Raw genomic sequence first — 15,276 nt, 5'->3', positions numbered from 1 at the left:
CACCGCCAGGCAGAGTGGAACGGTGGAGATTGCATACCCGTCGATGGACCTTGATGCCGTGCTGGCGCTCTGGGACCAGCCGGTTGACGACCGTGCCGATCCTGCCGCGGACTTCCGGCGGTTCTACCTCGACCCCGTGCCGGTCAACGGCACCCCGATGACGGCCGACGACCTTGTGGCCCGTGCCCGGGCGTTGCAGGTTGCGTTCGCGGACCGCCGCACTGAACTGGTGCATCGGGTGGAGACCGCTGGGAGGTTGGTGATCGGCTTCTACATGCACGTCACGCACGTGGGTCCGTACGTCACGCCGCTCGGCCCGGTCGAAGCGACCGGCCGCCGGTTGAAGATCAGGGTCAACGACATCCTGACCGTCGAGAACGGGAAGATCAGCGACATCTGGGTGATGTCCGACGACGTTGACCTGATGCGCCAGCTCGGCCAGCTCTGACGGTCAGCAGCTCTGACGGTCAGCAGTCCTACGGTCAGCAGTCCTGCGGTCAGCGCGGTCCACTACCGTGGGCGGCATGGGTGAGCGGCGGTTGATCTCCAGTGGTTCGACGTTCGAGCGGGAGATCGGATACTCGCGGGCGGTCGTGGACGGCGACTGGGTCCACGTCTCGGGGACTACAGGGTTCGACTATTCGCTGATGACGATCTCCGACGACGTGGTGGCGCAGGCGCGGCAGTGCTGGGTCAACATCGACGCGGCGTTGCGGGAGGCCGGTGCCGGCGTTCAGGACGTCGTACGGGTGCGGTACCTGCTGCCGGACGCCGCCGACTTCGAACCGTGCTGGCCGGTGCTGCGCGAGTGGCTCGGTGAGGTGCGTCCCGCGGCGACGATGCAGGTGTGCGGGCTGTCGGACCCCCGCATGCGGATCGAGATCGAGGTGACCGCCCGCCGGTCCGGCAGCCGCGTCGCCCCGGGTTTGGGCTGGCCCAGGTAGGCCAGCGCTGCTGGGGTTCGGACTCGGCTCAGACAGCCGGGTTGGGCTGGGGTTGCGCCTGACGGGTTGGGCTGCGTCGCGCCTGGCGGGGCTGGCTGCGCTGGGGCCGGGCCGGGTTGGTTGGGTTGGGTTCGGTCGAGATTGCGGCGCGGGACGGCGGGGCCGGTGCTGGTGTCGGCATCGCCGGGCCGTGTCGTGCTGGACTACGCCGTGCGGCCGGCGACGTCGTCCGCGATGCGGCCGTCTGAGATCTTGATGTGCAACGCGGCGGCGAGCGTGTGCGACAGCGAGATCAGGTCGTTGGTGCTGATGGTGGCGCCGGCGAAACTGGTCACCCCGCCGATGCCGGAGAGGGCGCAGTCGGTCAGCCGGGCACCGTCCATGGTCGCGGCGGAGAACTGCGCGCCGGTCAGATCGCACCGGACGAACGTGGCGCCGGTGAGGTCGGCGCCGGTGAAGTCCGCGCCGGCCAGGTTGCAGTCCTCGAAGAGGACCGCGCTGAACTTGGTCGCGCGGAACACTGACAGGTCGATGCGGCAGTCGCGCAGCGTCACGTCGCGGAGCACCCCGTCGAGCCAGTGCAGACCTGTGAGGCGTGCGTCCTTGATCGCCACCCGGAGCAGCGACGACTGGTCAGCGTGCAGGTTGGCGAGGTTCGAGCTCTCGGCCAGGCAGTCGGTCAGCGACACCTTGACGAACGACGTGCCGCTGAGGTCGGTACGGTTGAACCGGCACTGGTTGAACTCGGCGCCCTTGGCCGTTCGCCCGGTCAGGTCCAGGTTGTAGAAGCCGAGCCCGGTGTAGGCGCCCTCGTCGCGAAGGTCGTCCTCGTCGACGGTTGCCAGCTCCAGCGCCTTCGGTGGCCTGGGCTTCGCGGGCACGGAGGGTCTGCTCGGGGAGGGCATGGTTGTGACGTTAGTGGCAGGAGTGACGATCTGCCGAGAGCTCTCCGGTCTTCGACCGGGGAATTCCACCGTCCAGGAAATCCACGTAGCGGAAAATCACCGGGCAATCGCGGCGACGCGTGCCTATTCTTGCGAGCGTTATGTCTGACGTGCCCCAGCCCACCGACCTGACCGAGCCTCGCAGCGAGGCCGGCGGCGGGTTCCGTACCAGGTCCGGTGGCAATCCCGCCGGCCAGCCCTCCGCCGAACCGTCTGCCGAACCGTCTGCCCATCACGGCCCGGAGCAGGTCGACGGCGTTCGCGGCACCGCCCGAGTGGCCGCCGGCGACCCGGCGGCAGCCGACTGGGCAGTGGCCAGCCCGGCCAGCGCCGCCCCAGCAGCGGTGGCGCCCGCGACGGTGGACACAGCACCGGCCGGACGGGCGGCGGTAGATCCGGTGGACCAGGTGGACTCGGCGGATCCGACCTCCGCGGCGGACGCATCGACGGTGGGCACGGGACGGGCTACGTCCGAACCGGCAGGCGGCAGGAAGAACGGCCGGGGGCAGAACGGCAAGGGCCAAGGCAGCACGGGCCAAGGCAGCAAAGGCCAAGGCGGCAGGGAACAAGGCAGCAGGGGCCAGGACAGGGGCCAGGACGGCAGAGGGCAGGCCGGCCGGGGACAGAACCGGCGGACCGGACGCGGTTCCGGCGCCGATCACGCTGTGTTACAGGAGCGGGGAGACGTACCGGATCTCGGTGTCCTCCGTGAGCTCCGCTCGCGCCTGGCCGGGCTGATGCCGCAGGACCAGCATCGGCTGCGACGGCGAATCGAAGGGGCGAAGAAGTCCCCGCACGCACAGGCGATCGCTGAGGCGATCCGCGCCGACGTGGAGCGCGCCGAGCAGCGGGTCGCCGCCCGCCGCGCCGGGATGCCACAGATCACGTACCCGGAGCAACTGCCGGTCAGCCAGCGCAAGGACGACATCCTCGCCGCGATCCGCGATCACCAGGTGGTGATCGTCGCCGGTGAGACGGGTTCGGGGAAGACGACGCAGCTGCCGAAGATCTGTCTCGAGCTGGGCCGCGGAGTGACCGGCCAGATCGGGCACACGCAGCCGCGGCGGATCGCGGCGCGGACGGTGGCGGAGCGCGTCGCTGAGGAACTGGGCACCGAACTCGGTGCAACGGTCGGATTCAAGGTCCGGTTCTCCGACCAGTCCGGTGACCAGACGATGATCAAGGTAATGACCGACGGCATCCTGCTCGCGGAGATGCAGACGGACCGCCTCCTGCGGCAGTACGACACGCTGATCATCGACGAGGCGCACGAACGCAGCCTCAACATCGACTTCATCCTCGGATACCTCAGGCAGCTGCTACCCAAGCGCCCTGACCTGAAGGTGATCATCACGTCGGCGACCATCGACCCGGAGCGGTTCTCCCGGCACTTCGGTGACGCCCCGATCATTGAGGTGTCCGGCCGGACGTATCCGGTCGAGGTCCGGTACCGCCCGATCGAGGCGCCCGACGAGGGCGAGGAGGAGCGGGACCAGACCGACGCGATCTGCGACGCCGTCGAGGAGTTGCAGGCCGAAGGTCCCGGTGACGTGCTGGTGTTCCTCAGCGGTGAACGCGAGATCCGGGACACCGCCGATGCGCTGGCGAAGCTGGACCTGCGCAACACCGAGATCCTGCCGCTGTTCGCCCGGCTGTCGTTCGCCGAGCAGCACCGGGTGTTCCAGTCGCACCCGGGCCGCCGGGTCGTCCTCGCCACGAATGTCGCGGAGACGTCCCTGACCGTCCCCGGCATCAAGTACGTCATCGACCCCGGCACCGCCCGCATCTCCCGGTACAGCCACCGGCTGAAGGTGCAGCGCCTGCCGATCGAGCCGGTGTCACAGGCGTCGGCGAACCAGCGGAAGGGACGCTGTGGCCGTACCTCCGACGGCGTCTGCATCCGGTTGTACAGCGAGGAGGACTTCGACAGTCGGCCGGAGTTCACCGACCCGGAGATCCTGCGCACCAACCTCGCCTCCGTCATCCTGCAGATGATCTCCCTCGGGCTGGGGGACCTGGCCGCGTTCCCGTTCATCGACCCGCCGGACCGCCGCAACGTCAGCGCGGGTGTGCAGTTGCTGGAGGAGCTCGGCGCGCTGGAGAGCGGTCAGCGGCTCACCGCCCTCGGCCGGAGGCTGTCGCAGCTGCCGGTCGACCCCCGCCTCGCCCGGATGGTCCTCGAAGCTGAACGCAACGGCTGCGTCCGCGAGGTCATGGTCATCACCGCCGCGCTGTCGATCCAGGACCCGCGGGAGCGACCCGTCGAGAAGCAGGCCCAGGCGCAGCAGCAGCACGCCCGGTTCGCCGACAAGGACTCGGACTTCCTCGGGTACGTGAACCTCTGGAACTACCTGCAGGAGAAGCAGAAGGAGCTGTCCAGCAACCAGTTCCGCAAGCTGTGCAAGGCCGAGTTCCTCAACTACCTGCGGGTCCGCGAGTGGCAGGACATCTTCAGTCAGCTGCGGTCGGTACTCAGGAGCATGGACGTGGTTCCGAACGAGGAACCTGCCGCGCCGTACAACATCCACGTGTCGCTGCTCGCCGGGCTGTTGTCGCACATCGGGTTGAAGGACGCCGAGAAGAGTGAGTACCTCGGTGCGCGGGGCGCGAAGTTCGCGGTATTCCCCGGTTCGGCGTTGTTCCGGAAGACGCCCCGTTGGGTGATGGCGGCCGAACTGGTCGAGACGACCCGGTTGTGGGCCCGCGTCGCCGCTCGGATCGAACCGGAGTGGATTGAGCCGCTCGCTCAGCACCTCGTCAAACGCAACTACAGCGAGCCGCACTGGGAGAAGAAAGCCGCGGCCGTGATGGCGATGGAGAAGGTCACGCTGTACGGCGTGCCGATCGTCAGCTCGCGGAAGGTCAACTACGGCCGCATCGACCCGGCGCTGTCGCGGGAGCTGTTCATCCGCCACGCGCTCGTCGAGGGTGACTGGGAGACGCACCACGCGTTCTTCGCCGAGAACCGGCGCCTGCTCGATGAGGTCGAGGAGCTCGAGCACCGGGCCCGCCGCCGCGACATCCTCGTCGACGACGAGACCCTGTTCGAGTTCTACGACAAGCGGATCGCCGAGGAGGTCGTCTCCGGCCGGCACTTCGACAGCTGGTGGAAGCAGACCCGCCGCGACCAGCCCGAGCTGCTCACGTTCGACCCGGCAATGCTGGTCAACGACCGGGCGGGCGGCGTCGCGAAGGATCAGTACCCCGATGCGTGGGAGCAGGACGGGCAGCGGTTCGCGTTGACGTACCAGTTCGAGCCTGGCGCCGACGCCGACGGGGTCACCGTCCACATCGGGCTGCCGCTGCTCGGCCGGCTCCGGGACGCCGACTTCAGCTGGCAGGTGCCGGGCCTGCGCGAGGAACTCGTCACGACCCTCATCAAGTCACTGCCGAAGGCCCTGCGGCGCAACTTCGTTCCGGCGCCCGACACGGCCCGCGACGCGCTCATCGGCATGCCGGTCCGTGACGGGCACCTGCTGGACGCGTTGGAGCGGGAACTGCGCCGGCTGACGGGCGTAACGGTGCCCCGCGACGCGTGGGACCTGGCGAGGGTGCCGGAGCACCTGAAGATGTCGTTCCGGATCGTCGACGACAGCGGTGCGGTCCTCGCCGAGAGCAAGAGCCTCACCGACCTGCGGGCCCGGCTGGCACCGAAGGTGCAGGCGACGGTCGCGGAGGCGGCGACCGACGTGACCCGGACCGGGAGCACCACCTGGGACTTCGGCACGTTGCCGCGCAGCCTGTCGCGGACCGTCGCCGGGCACACCCTCACCGTCTACCCGGCGATCGTCGACGAAGGCACATCGGTGGCGGTCAAGGCGTTCGACCTGCCTGCCCGGCAGCGGCACGAGATGTGGGCCGGCACCCGCCGGCTGCTGCTGCTCACGTTGCCGCCCGCGGCGAAGTTCGTGCAGGGTCGCCTGTCGAACGAGGCGAAGCTCGCCCTGAGCCGCAACCCGCACCGCAACGCCGTCGACCTGCTCGACGACTGTGCCTCGTGCGCCGTCGACCAGCTCATGACCGACGCCGGCGGGCCGGTGTGGGACGGCGAGGCGTTCACCAAACTCCGCGACAAGGTCCGCGCCGACCTGGTCGACCTGACCCTCGACGTGGTCGGCAACGTCCAACGGATCCTTGCCGCCTCGTACGACGTCGAGCAGCGCCTTGCCCGGACGAAGAACCCGCTGCTCCTGCCCGCGCTCACAGATATGCGTGGGCAGCTGGGGCGGCTGGTGTACCGGGGGTTCGTGACGGACACCGGCTGGCAGCGTCTTCCGGATCTCGAACGGTATATGCGTGGCATCGAGCGGCGCCTGGAGAAGGTGCCGACGGACACCGGCCGGGACCGGGAGCGGATGCTGACCGTGCAGGAAGTGCAGCGGGAGTACGACCAGCTGGTGGCCAGCATGACGATGAGCCCTCAGTTGCGGGAGATCCGCTGGATGATCGAGGAACTGCGGGTGGGGCTGTTCGCGCAGGCGCTCGGCACCGCGTACCCGATCTCCGATGTCCGCATCTACCGGGCGATGGACGCGCTGCCGGACTGATCACCGTCCCAGCTGCCGGGGGCGTCCCCGCCCGTGGGCGGGGACATGGCCGGATCCAGTGGTGTGGCCGGGTCCAGTGGTGTGGCCGAAGGCGGGGATGCTGCCGCGGACGCGGTCGTGGAGGCCTGCCGGATGGCCGGTGCCAGCGCCACGACTCCTGCGGCCAGCACCGCCAGTGTCAGCAGCGCCTGACCCATCCCGATCACGTCGGCGAGCGCGCCGATGAGTGGCGGCCCGATCAGGATCGACCCGTACCCGATGCTGGTCACCAGCGCGATCGCCTCCGCCGGCCGGTCGGTCTCGCCGGCGGCGCTCACGGCGGCGGGGAACACCAGGCACACCCCGGCGCCCCACAACAGTGCCCCGGCGAACGTCACCGGCGTCCACGGCGACAGCACGGTGATGAGCACCCCGGCGATGCCGAGGACACCGCCGGCTCGTACAGCTCCAGCCCGGCCGAGCCAGGCGACGGCCGGCGTGCCCGCGAACCGGACAACGGTCATCGCGGTCGCGAAGGTGGTGTAGCCGAGCGCCGCCGACGCCTCGGACAGTCCCCGCCCGGCGTGGAGGTACAACGCCAACCAGTCGTCGGCCGCCCCCTCGATGATCGTCGCGCAGAGCGTGAGGAGGCCGATGAGGAGCAGTGCCCGGTTGCCGGCCAGCCGGTCCCGCCAGCTGCGCCGCACCGCAACAGACCCGACCACAGCGGGCGTTGGTCCATCTGCCTGCGGACCAGCCTGCAGTGGTCTGGCGTGCTGCGGTCCGGAGTAGTGCGGTCCGGAGTACTGCGGTCCGGCTGGATGTGGTCCGGCCGGTTGCGGTCCGGCGTGCCGTGCGTCGTCCCGGACGGGTGGCTCAGCTGTCAGCGGCTGGCGCTGCCGCGGGGCGTACTGCGGGCCCTGCTCCGGGCCCTCCGGCGTGCGATCTGCCATGGGCGGGTCAGTCGACGGGACCGCCGATCCGGTGACGGCCGCGCCGCGCTCGTCGATGTACCAGAACACGCCCACGATCGTTGCCCCGGCGACGCACCACGCGGCCACGGTGAAGTGCACGCCGATCGCGACGTCGCCGCGGGCCGCCAGGGCGCCGGCCGCCGCACCGATGATCGAGCCGAGGCTCCAGCACGCGTGGTACCGGGGCATCCACTCCCGTCCCGCGCGTTGGTCGACGGCGCTGCCCTGGACGTTCATCGCCACGTCCCACGATCCGTAGACCATGCCGAGCGCGAACAGCGCGGCCGACAGTTGGACGACGTCGCCGGCCAGGCCTACGCCGGTCAGCACCGCCGCGGCGACCACGGACGTGAACGCGACCCACGCCCGGCTGCCGACCCGCTGGCAGACGTGCCCGGTCAGCGGCATCGACAGCAGCGACCCGACACCGAGCGCGAGCAGGGCCCGTCCGAGCTCACCTGGGCTGAGGTCGTGCCGGGCCACGATTGCCGGCACCCGCGACACCCACGTGCCGAGCAGTGCACCGCTGCCGGTGAAGACGAGGGCGGTGCCGAGTGCGGCCCGTCGCATCGAGGTGGACCGCTCGCTGGGCATCGCTCCATCGTGCCTGTCGTGGTCAGATCCGACCATCCGACGTTGCTACCGATGCCGATGTTGACGCCTGTGCCCATGCGGAGCATTTGCGCTGAACCGGACCGCGCTGAGGCTGGATGCGCTAGACCGGACCGCGCTAAGGCTGGATGCGTCAAGCCGGACCGCGTGAAGGCTGGCTGCGTTGAGGCTCGCGCTGTCGACTGTCGATGCCAGCGGCCCCGGAGCGGGGTCGGCGTGATGCGACCGTCGCGTCACGACGCATTGGCAGCCGTTTTGTGGACTTGAGGACGATTCCGGACAGGAACCGACGGGCATTCGGGTCGCCGTCTGGCCGGGCACGCGCCCGCGGAAGCCGGTCGGCGGTACGTGCGCCACCCGTGCGGGACGGGCGGCGTCACGTCACAGGTCGTGGGGCCTGCGCATGATGATGGTCTGGTCGTTCGCGCCGGGCCCGGGGGCCGGTGGGCCGCCGGCCGGCGGGAAACCAGCCGCTGGGGGACCGGCGGGCGGGGCGGGTGGCGCGCCGTAGACGTTCGGCCCGCCGGGTGCGCCCTGGCCGGCCGGGAAGCCCTGGCCGTAGCCCTGCCCGCCCTGGAAGGCGGCGCCCGCGGGTGCGGCCGGCGACCCGTACACGCCGGGGGTGATCACCGACGTGGCCTGGTCGTGTCCGGCCGCGGGCAGGTTGAACACGCCCGTGTCCGGCTCGAGGCGGTCCTTGCGGCGGAAGTAGAAGAGGCTGCCGACGAGTCCGAGCGCCGCGACGATGGCGACCACGCCGATCCAGAACCCGAAGGACAGGCCGCCGCTGTCCTTGCTGACGGTGGTCTTCGGGTCGTCGCGGGGGATGGCGCCGTTGCCGGCCTCCGGCGGGGCGATGATCTCGTCGGAGGTGGCGGCCGGGTCGGCGGAGGTGCTGCTTGACGCGCGGGTGGACTTCGACGCGCTCGGGGTGGCGCTCGCGCCCGTGACCCGGATCTTGAACTGGGCGGCGTTGTTGCCGGGCTTCGGGTCATTGACCTTCTGGGTGGTGATCCTGGCGTCGATGCCGCCGGTGCCTTCCCCGGCGGTGCGCAGGACGACCTGGATCGAGCCGCTGAAGGACTTTCCGGCCTCCAGATCCTTCGCGCAGGTCGCCGTAGTGCGGTTGTCACCGACGACGGTGCAGTCCCCGGCGGACTCGATCTGCGTGTTCCCCGGCACCCGGATCGTGACGCCGACCGCCACCGGTATCTTCCCGTGGTTGGTCACACCGAAGCGGATGGCGGTCTTCGCGCCGGCCTTGCCCTGGATGTTGCCGTTGCCGACCCTTGTCTCGATGTCGGCCTCGAGGGTCGCGGCATGCGCGGGCTGGGCGATGACGAGTGCGCCGAACCCGCCGGAGGCGATGGCCGCGGCGATCCCGGCCGCAGCGACCCTGCACGAGATGCTGAGGGAAACCCGGCGGGGACCGCTGCGGGAGACACGGCCGGAGATGCTGCTGGAGATGCGGTCAGGTGTGTGACCTGTGGTGCGAGCTGCAGAGGTCACGGCGAGGAGACTCGCGACGAATCCCGAGAGTCGCCCCGCCGAGCGTGCCGCCCAGCGTTCTGTGCCGCGTGTCGTCGTGCTCATGTCACCCCCAACCGGCCTTCGGCGGACACTAGCAGGATCCGTCAACGGTCGTGCCGGATGCCGGTCCCCTCGACCCCCGCCCCGCCCCCGCCCTGCGGTCTGTGCTGCACGACCAGTCCGGTACCGGACAACCAATGGACCAGTCGGAGCAGGTGCAACAGCCGTCTGGGGCGAGCGGGTCCAGACAGACCTACGGTCTGGTGCCTCCCGAGCGTGGCATGCGTCACGCTTGCTTCGTTCAAGGCGGTGGTAGCGAGCGAAGCCGCGCCCGGTGAAAGTCCGGCGTGATCAGCCGGGCAGGGACCGTCAGACCGCAGGTGGTCCGGTGACGTTTGCCAGGGCCATCAGGAGCAGGATCGCCACGAATCCGACGTACACCAGTCGGCGGCGGCGGAGCGTCTCGTACGCGTGCCACCAAGCGATCGCCGCCTCGCATGCCGGACCGGCGACGAACACGCTGCTCCTGCGCCGGGGCACGAGCATCGGGGCGAGCCGGACCGCGGTGCTGACGTACACGCGGCGCGGTGGTGGAGGCTCGTCCGGGTACCACGGCGTCACCTGGATCTGCAGGTCGTCATCGCTGAATCCGTCCTCGGCGAGAAAGAACCGCTCCGAGCGGCGGGCGAAGACCCGGCTGAGGAAGTCGTCGGCGGCATCCTGGTGTCCGAGCCTGGTGCGCTGCAGCTCCAGCCAGTTCCATCGGGTGGCGACGTCGGTGAGGACATCGACGTACAGGCAGTCCGCGTCCTCCTCACCGCCGACGACGCGCACGGAGTCCCGCCGCAGCGGCTCCAGGTGCCGGGAGACGAATGCGACGTACTCGGCGGGCGGCTCCGACGTCATCCGCATCACACCATCGTCGCGGCCCGCACCGTGAAGCGCCACCCTCGCAGCGCTGCCCTCACAGCGCCGGCCTCGCAGCAGCACGGTGATGACGAGCGTCGTTCGTGGGTGCGGCCGGCGTCGTCGGAACCAGCGGCAACCGTTCATCCAAGGTCAACTGTTGCGCCTGGATGCGATGATCGGCCCCGTGGGCTCCGCGTTACCCGTCGGCCGGGAGGTCCTCATCCCCCGGCAGCTGTCGGTCGCCATCGACGAGGGTGGCATCCGCACGGCTTCCGGCATGCTGCCCGCACTCCTGTACACCACCGAAGGCCTCGAACGACACGGTCAGCGGGAGATGGTCTTCGCCGTGATCCGCACCGGCGCGCCAGCCCCCGGTTACCCGCTCACCATGGCCCGCACCGTCCACCAGCTCGCCGCCGAGGGGCGTCTCGTGGAGGCGGGCGACGTCAGCGTCTTCGGCCAGCCCGGCATCGACATCGACGGCCGGGTGACCGGATTCGTGTACGCCGCCGCCCCCGAGGACATCCCGTCGACGGTCCGGTTCGAGCGGCCGCCGCTCGTGGCACTGCCGCTGCTTGCCGGTGAGACCGCGGTCGTGCAGCGGTTCGGACACGCGCGGGTACTGTCGCTGCTCGGCGCGCAGGAGCGGTACTACCCCCACCCGTGGTGGTTCCGCCCGGGCCGGGCTCCGGTCGTCGACGACGCCGAGTTCCGGGCCGCGACGATGCTGTCGAAGGCCCCCGCGTACAACCTGCCGTTCCTGCGGGTCGTCCACATCGGTGATCGTCTCGAACTGACGATCACTGCAGGCGACGCCACGTCGTACATCGGCGGCGCCGACGAGGAACTGGAGGCGTTCGAGGAGGCGCTGCGCGAGGCCGCCGACGTGTGCGCGTTCCTGCCGGGTCTTGCCGACGTCCCGCAGACGTACGTGTGGGCGCCCGGCCAGCAGGGTCCCGCCGCGATCGTCGCCCCCGGCGGTGAACGTTCCACCCGGATCGGCTGCAACTTCCTGCTCCTGGTCCGGGGCACCGCCGAGCCGACCGCCCGCCAGGTCGAGGACGGTTTCGCGGTCCTGCTCACGGGTGCGATGTACGCCCGCCTCCGCCAGGCGGTCGAGGCCGGCCGTCCGATCGAGATCGGCCTGCCCGCCGGCGCGGTCAGCACCCTCGCGCTCCGGCTGGACCCGCGGCCCGGCCCGGCGACGCGACCGGTGCAGGCGGTACGCCCCGGCCCCGGGACCCAGTCCGAGCCCGCACCGAATACCAGCCAGGCCGACGGCGCCGGCCAGGCCGACGGCGACAGTCACCGCGACGGTCACCGTGGCCTGCCCGGTGGGGCGGCGCGGTCCGTTGCCGGTGGTCAGGGCGTCCCCGGTACCGGGGACATGGCGGGCATCGGTGCCGTCGCCGACGGCCGGAGCACATCCGGCAACGCACGCCGCTCCAGCGCCGCCGAGCGGGTCCCGGCGGCGCGCCGCCCCGAGGACGCAGACCAGCACGGCGGCCGGGCCGACGATCAGGGGCGCACGCCTGACACCAGCCGCGGTCCGGACCGGAGCCAGTCTCCGGACGCGGGCCGGTCCGTGGACGCGATCGGATCGGCGGATACGGGCCTGCCGGTGGACTCGGGCCTGCCGGTGGACCCGGATCAGCCCACTGGCATCAGGCGCTCCGGAGATACGGTGCATCCCGCCGGGACGGGGCTCCTCCGCGACGGCACCCGCTCCGCACATCCAGGCCGTACCAACCCCGCCGGCTCCGCACGTCCGGACGGGACCTACCCCGCCGCCGGCTCGGCACATTCCGGTGCGGCCTCCGCACGGCCGTCCACCGAGCGGTACCGCACCGGTGAGCTCACCATCTACCACCCGCCGCGGGCCGACGACACCGACCAGTCGGGCCGTGGCGCCGACGGCAGAGCCCTGCGGCACGTCGACCGCGGCCGGATCGTCCTGCTCACCTCGGAGGAGCAGCTCCGCCGGGCCACGACCGCGGCCGAACTCGGCGACTTCATCGACCGGGCCAGAGGCATCGTCGACCGGGCATTCACCGGGGTACGGCACGGCACCGAGGAACTCATGGTCGAGTTCCACCTGGGCCCGTCCCGCCCCGTCGCGGTGCGGATCATGGCGCGGCCCGAGGCCCCACCCCGTGAGCTGCAGGTCGTGTTGGAGCGGCAGCTGCTCGCCCTGCGACCGCCGACGATCCGGTACACCGAGGTGGCGTTCCAGCTACATCTGCAGCTGTACCGCTGACGCGCCCGCGCCGTGGCCTCTAAGCCGTGGCCTACAAGAGGTCCGGGGCGGTGGGACGGCGTAGCCGGTACAGCACGTGCTCGACCAGCGGATGGTCCGGCTCCAGGTTGGGGTGCCGGAAGTCGTCGGCCGGGTCGCGGGTCATGCCGATGCGCCGCATCACCGCCTGCGAGGGTTCGTTGGTCCGCGTGGTCATGGACACGATTTCGTCCATCCCAGCACCCGGTACCTCGTCAAAAGCGGTCGCGGCACCGGCATCGGTGGCGGCATCGGCGGTGGCTGCGCGGAACGCGAAGTCCCGCGCAGCCACCGCCGCCTCCGACGCGTATCCCTGCCCCCATGCGTGCCGGGCCAGCCGCCACCCGATCTCCAGCGCCGGGGTGAAATGCGCCGGGAACCGCTGCCAGGCCAGCCCCACGAACCCGATGAAGCCGCTGACCCCGGCATCGGCCCGGACGACGTCGACCGCCCACAGCCCGTATCCGTGCTCGTCGAACGACGCCTTGATCCGGTCGACCATCATGTCGCTCTCGGCCCGGGTCAGCGGGCGCGGGAAGAACCGCATGACCTCGGGATCCGCGTTGAGTGCCGCGAACGGCGCCCGGTCCTCGTCCCGCCACCGCCGCAGCACCAACCGTGAAGTTCGCAGCATCCAGCCATTAAACCCGCGGCGGGACCTCCCGGCCGCCCGTTACGCGGACCCCGGCCGATCCTGGGCCGCCGGAGCTGCCGGAGCCGCCGGGCTGGCCGGAGCCACTGGGCTGGCCGGAGCGGCCCGGGCGACCCGCAGCCCCCACAGGACCAGTGGCAGCTGCAGGGGAAGCCGGCCGTACGCGATCGCCCGGCGGACCGGTGGTGCGTGGCGCCAGTCGATCGCCATCTTCACGTTGGCGGGGAACACGGCCGCGAAGAACCCGGCCGAGGCGAGCCCTGCCGCCCGGCGGGTACGCGGGTGGACCAGTCCCGCCGCGAGCGCGAGTTCCACGACCCCGCTCACGTAGGTGTAGGTCCGCGGCGATCCGGGCAGCGCGCGGGGCACGATCTGGTCGTACGGCTTCGGATTGACCAGATGCGTCACCCCGGCCGCCGCCAGCACGCCCGCCAACGCGAACGCGGATCGAGGCCCACCCGCAGCGCTCACGAGAGGCGGACGATCATCTTGCCGAGGTTCTCCCCGCGGAGCATGCCGAGGAAGCCGTCGACGGCGTGGTCGATCCCGTCCACGAACGTCTCGGCCACCTTCACCCGCCCTTCCCGCAGCCAGCCGGCCATCTCCTCGACGAACTCCTGCCGCCGGCCCCAGTGGTCCAGGACCAGGAACCCCTGCAGCGTGATGCGCTTGCTGATGAGCAGCGTCAGGTTCCGGATCCCGGTCGCGTCTGGGTTGTTGTACTGCGAGATCGCGCCGCAGACGGCCACCCGCCCGTGCAGGTTCATCCGGAACAGCGCGGCTTCCAGCTGTTCGCCGCCGACGTTGTCGAAGAAGACGTCGATGCCGTCCGGGGTCAGCTGCTTCAGCTGGGTCCGGATCGAGCCGTCCTTGTAGTTGAACGCCGCGTCGAAGCCGAGCTCGTCGACGAGGTAGCGCACCTTCTCCGCGGACCCGGCGGACCCGATCACGAGCCGGGCGCCGCGCAGCCGGGCGATCTGACCGGCGAGGGTCCCGACCGCCCCGGCGGCGCCGGAGATGAACACGTTCTCGTCGGGGCGCATCTTCGCGACGTCGAGGAGCCCGGCGTACGCGGTGAGGCCCGGCATCCCGAGCACGCCGAGATACGCCGACGCGGGCGCGATCGTGGTGTCCACGACCCGGGTGTGTTTCGCGTCGAGGAGCGCGTACTCGCGCCATCCGAGCCCGTGCAGGACGCTGTCGCCGACGGCGACGTCGGGGCTGCCGGACGCGACCACGGTGCCGACCGCGCCGCCTTCGAGGGCCTCGTCGACCTGGAACGGTGCCACGTAGGACGGCACGTCGTTCATCCGCCCGCGCATCGCCGGGTCGACCGACATGACCTCGTTGCGGACGAGGACCTGCCCGGGACCCGGCGCCGGCAGTTCCTCCGTCACCAGCCGGAAGTTCTCCGACGTGGGGAACCCGGTCGGCCGGGCGGCGAGCTGCCAGACCTTGCTGGCGGTGCGGTCGCCGGTCATGCCAGCTCCAGCTTGACGTCGATGTTGCCGCGGGTGGCGTTCGAGTACGGGCAGACCTGGTGCGCCGCGTCGACGAGCTGGCGGGCGACGGCCGGGTCGACGCCGGGCAGGGTGACCGTCAGCGTGACGTCGAGGCCGAATCCGCCGCTGCCGTTCGGGCCGATCCCGACCCGGGCGTTGACCTCGCTGCCGTCGACGGACGCCTTGGCCCGGCGGGCGACGAGCCGCAGCGCGCTGTGGAAGCAGGCGGCGTAGCCGGCCGCGAACAGCTGCTCGGGGTTGGTCGCCCCGCCGGCGCCACCCATCTCCTTCGGCACGGCGACGTCGACGTCGACGATGCCGTCGGTGCTGGTGACGTGGCCGTCGCGACCGTCGCCGGTGGCGGTGACGTCAGCGGTGTACAGGACTGCCATCAGGAGCATCTCCTTG

General features: G+C 70.9%; 12 protein-coding genes. 4 read left to right on the top strand and 8 right to left on the bottom strand.

What is annotated here, in order from left to right:
• The first annotated feature begins 22 nt into the window (after positions 1-22).
• Both ACFPIJ_RS01220 and ACFPIJ_RS01215 read left to right on the top strand, forming a co-directional pair.
• On the top strand, positions 23-448 hold the full coding sequence (locus ACFPIJ_RS01220; protein WP_380112644.1) for an ester cyclase: 426 nt from the start codon (positions 23-25) through the stop codon (positions 446-448).
• 76 nt (positions 449-524) lie between these two features.
• Positions 525-944, top strand: a complete 420-nt coding sequence (locus ACFPIJ_RS01215) for a RidA family protein (RefSeq protein WP_380112643.1) — start codon at positions 525-527, stop codon at positions 942-944.
• Positions 945-1,147: 203 nt separating this feature from the next.
• Here ACFPIJ_RS01215 and ACFPIJ_RS01210 read toward each other — a convergent pair whose 3' ends face one another.
• Positions 1,148-1,849, bottom strand: coding sequence for a pentapeptide repeat-containing protein (locus tag ACFPIJ_RS01210; protein WP_380112642.1), 702 nt, complete (start codon positions 1,847-1,849; stop codon positions 1,148-1,150).
• A gap of 776 nt (positions 1,850-2,625) precedes the next feature.
• Here ACFPIJ_RS01210 and hrpA point away from each other — a divergent pair.
• Positions 2,626-6,435, top strand: coding sequence for an ATP-dependent RNA helicase HrpA (hrpA, locus tag ACFPIJ_RS01205; RefSeq protein ID WP_380112641.1), 3,810 nt, complete (start codon positions 2,626-2,628; stop codon positions 6,433-6,435).
• Here hrpA and ACFPIJ_RS01200 read toward each other — a convergent pair.
• From ACFPIJ_RS01200 to ACFPIJ_RS01190, 3 genes are all read right to left on the bottom strand, one after another.
• Positions 6,405-7,982 carry an MFS transporter gene (locus tag ACFPIJ_RS01200; RefSeq protein WP_380112640.1) on the bottom strand — a complete coding sequence of 526 codons (1,578 nt, stop codon included), beginning with the start codon at positions 7,980-7,982 and terminating at the stop codon, positions 6,405-6,407. The genes hrpA and ACFPIJ_RS01200 overlap by 31 nt on opposite strands.
• A gap of 399 nt (positions 7,983-8,381) precedes the next feature.
• Positions 8,382-9,509: a hypothetical protein gene (locus ACFPIJ_RS01195; protein ID WP_380112639.1), complete on the bottom strand. Its 1,128-nt coding sequence runs from the start codon at positions 9,507-9,509 to the stop codon at positions 8,382-8,384.
• 390 nt (positions 9,510-9,899) lie between these two features.
• Positions 9,900-10,442: a hypothetical protein gene (locus tag ACFPIJ_RS01190; RefSeq protein WP_380112638.1), complete on the bottom strand. Its 543-nt coding sequence runs from the start codon at positions 10,440-10,442 to the stop codon at positions 9,900-9,902.
• Positions 10,443-10,623: 181 nt separating this feature from the next.
• Here ACFPIJ_RS01190 and ACFPIJ_RS01185 point away from each other — a divergent pair, with 181 nt between their 5' ends.
• The gene (locus ACFPIJ_RS01185) at positions 10,624-12,696 is read left to right on the top strand and encodes a hypothetical protein (protein ID WP_380112637.1); all 2,073 of its coding nucleotides are present in this window, start codon (positions 10,624-10,626) and stop codon (positions 12,694-12,696) included.
• 31 nt (positions 12,697-12,727) lie between these two features.
• Here the strand turns inward: ACFPIJ_RS01185 and ACFPIJ_RS01180 are convergent, their stop codons facing one another.
• Genes ACFPIJ_RS01180 through ACFPIJ_RS01165 form a run of 4 tightly spaced genes read right to left on the bottom strand, consistent with a single transcriptional unit; the run spans position 12,728 to position 15,260 of the window.
• Positions 12,728-13,348: a GNAT family N-acetyltransferase gene (locus ACFPIJ_RS01180; protein WP_380112636.1), complete on the bottom strand. Its 621-nt coding sequence runs from the start codon at positions 13,346-13,348 to the stop codon at positions 12,728-12,730.
• A 39-nt stretch (positions 13,349-13,387) separates the two neighbouring features.
• Positions 13,388-13,837, bottom strand: a complete 450-nt coding sequence (locus ACFPIJ_RS01175) for a DoxX family protein (protein ID WP_380112635.1) — start codon at positions 13,835-13,837, stop codon at positions 13,388-13,390.
• Complete coding sequence (locus ACFPIJ_RS01170) at positions 13,834-14,847, bottom strand: NADP-dependent oxidoreductase (protein WP_380112634.1); 1,014 nt, start codon at positions 14,845-14,847, stop codon at positions 13,834-13,836. Before ACFPIJ_RS01170 ends, ACFPIJ_RS01175 begins: the two co-directional genes overlap by 4 nt.
• On the bottom strand, positions 14,844-15,260 hold the full coding sequence (locus ACFPIJ_RS01165) for an organic hydroperoxide resistance protein (RefSeq protein WP_380112633.1): 417 nt from the start codon (positions 15,258-15,260) through the stop codon (positions 14,844-14,846). The genes ACFPIJ_RS01170 and ACFPIJ_RS01165 overlap by 4 nt, the downstream gene beginning before the upstream one ends.
• Positions 15,261-15,276 lie beyond the last annotated feature (16 nt).

It is taken from the genome of Dactylosporangium cerinum (assembly GCF_042653625.1).
Lineage (GTDB): Bacteria > Actinomycetota > Actinomycetes > Mycobacteriales > Micromonosporaceae > Dactylosporangium > Dactylosporangium cerinum.
Note: the sequence above shows the minus strand (reverse complement) of the source record. Positions and strands in the feature narration are given on the sequence as shown.

What these genes read in the sequence shown, in the direction of transcription:
- hrpA (WP_380112641.1), top strand. Translation starts at nt 2,626, where the DNA reads ATGCCGCAGGACCAGCATCGGCTGCGACGGCGAATCGAAGGGGCGAAG.
- ACFPIJ_RS01215 (WP_380112643.1), top strand. Translation starts at nt 525, where the DNA reads ATGGGTGAGCGGCGGTTGATCTCCAGTGGTTCGACGTTCGAGCGGGAG.
- ACFPIJ_RS01165 (WP_380112633.1), bottom strand. Translation starts at nt 15,260, where the DNA reads ATGGCAGTCCTGTACACCGCTGACGTCACCGCCACCGGCGACGGTCGC.
- ACFPIJ_RS01210 (WP_380112642.1), bottom strand. Translation starts at nt 1,849, where the DNA reads ATGCCCTCCCCGAGCAGACCCTCCGTGCCCGCGAAGCCCAGGCCACCG.
- ACFPIJ_RS01170 (WP_380112634.1), bottom strand. Translation starts at nt 14,847, where the DNA reads ATGACCGGCGACCGCACCGCCAGCAAGGTCTGGCAGCTCGCCGCCCGG.
- ACFPIJ_RS01180 (WP_380112636.1), bottom strand. Translation starts at nt 13,348, where the DNA reads ATGCTGCGAACTTCACGGTTGGTGCTGCGGCGGTGGCGGGACGAGGAC.
- ACFPIJ_RS01200 (WP_380112640.1), bottom strand. Translation starts at nt 7,982, where the DNA reads ATGCCCAGCGAGCGGTCCACCTCGATGCGACGGGCCGCACTCGGCACC.
- ACFPIJ_RS01190 (WP_380112638.1), bottom strand. Translation starts at nt 10,442, where the DNA reads ATGCGGATGACGTCGGAGCCGCCCGCCGAGTACGTCGCATTCGTCTCC.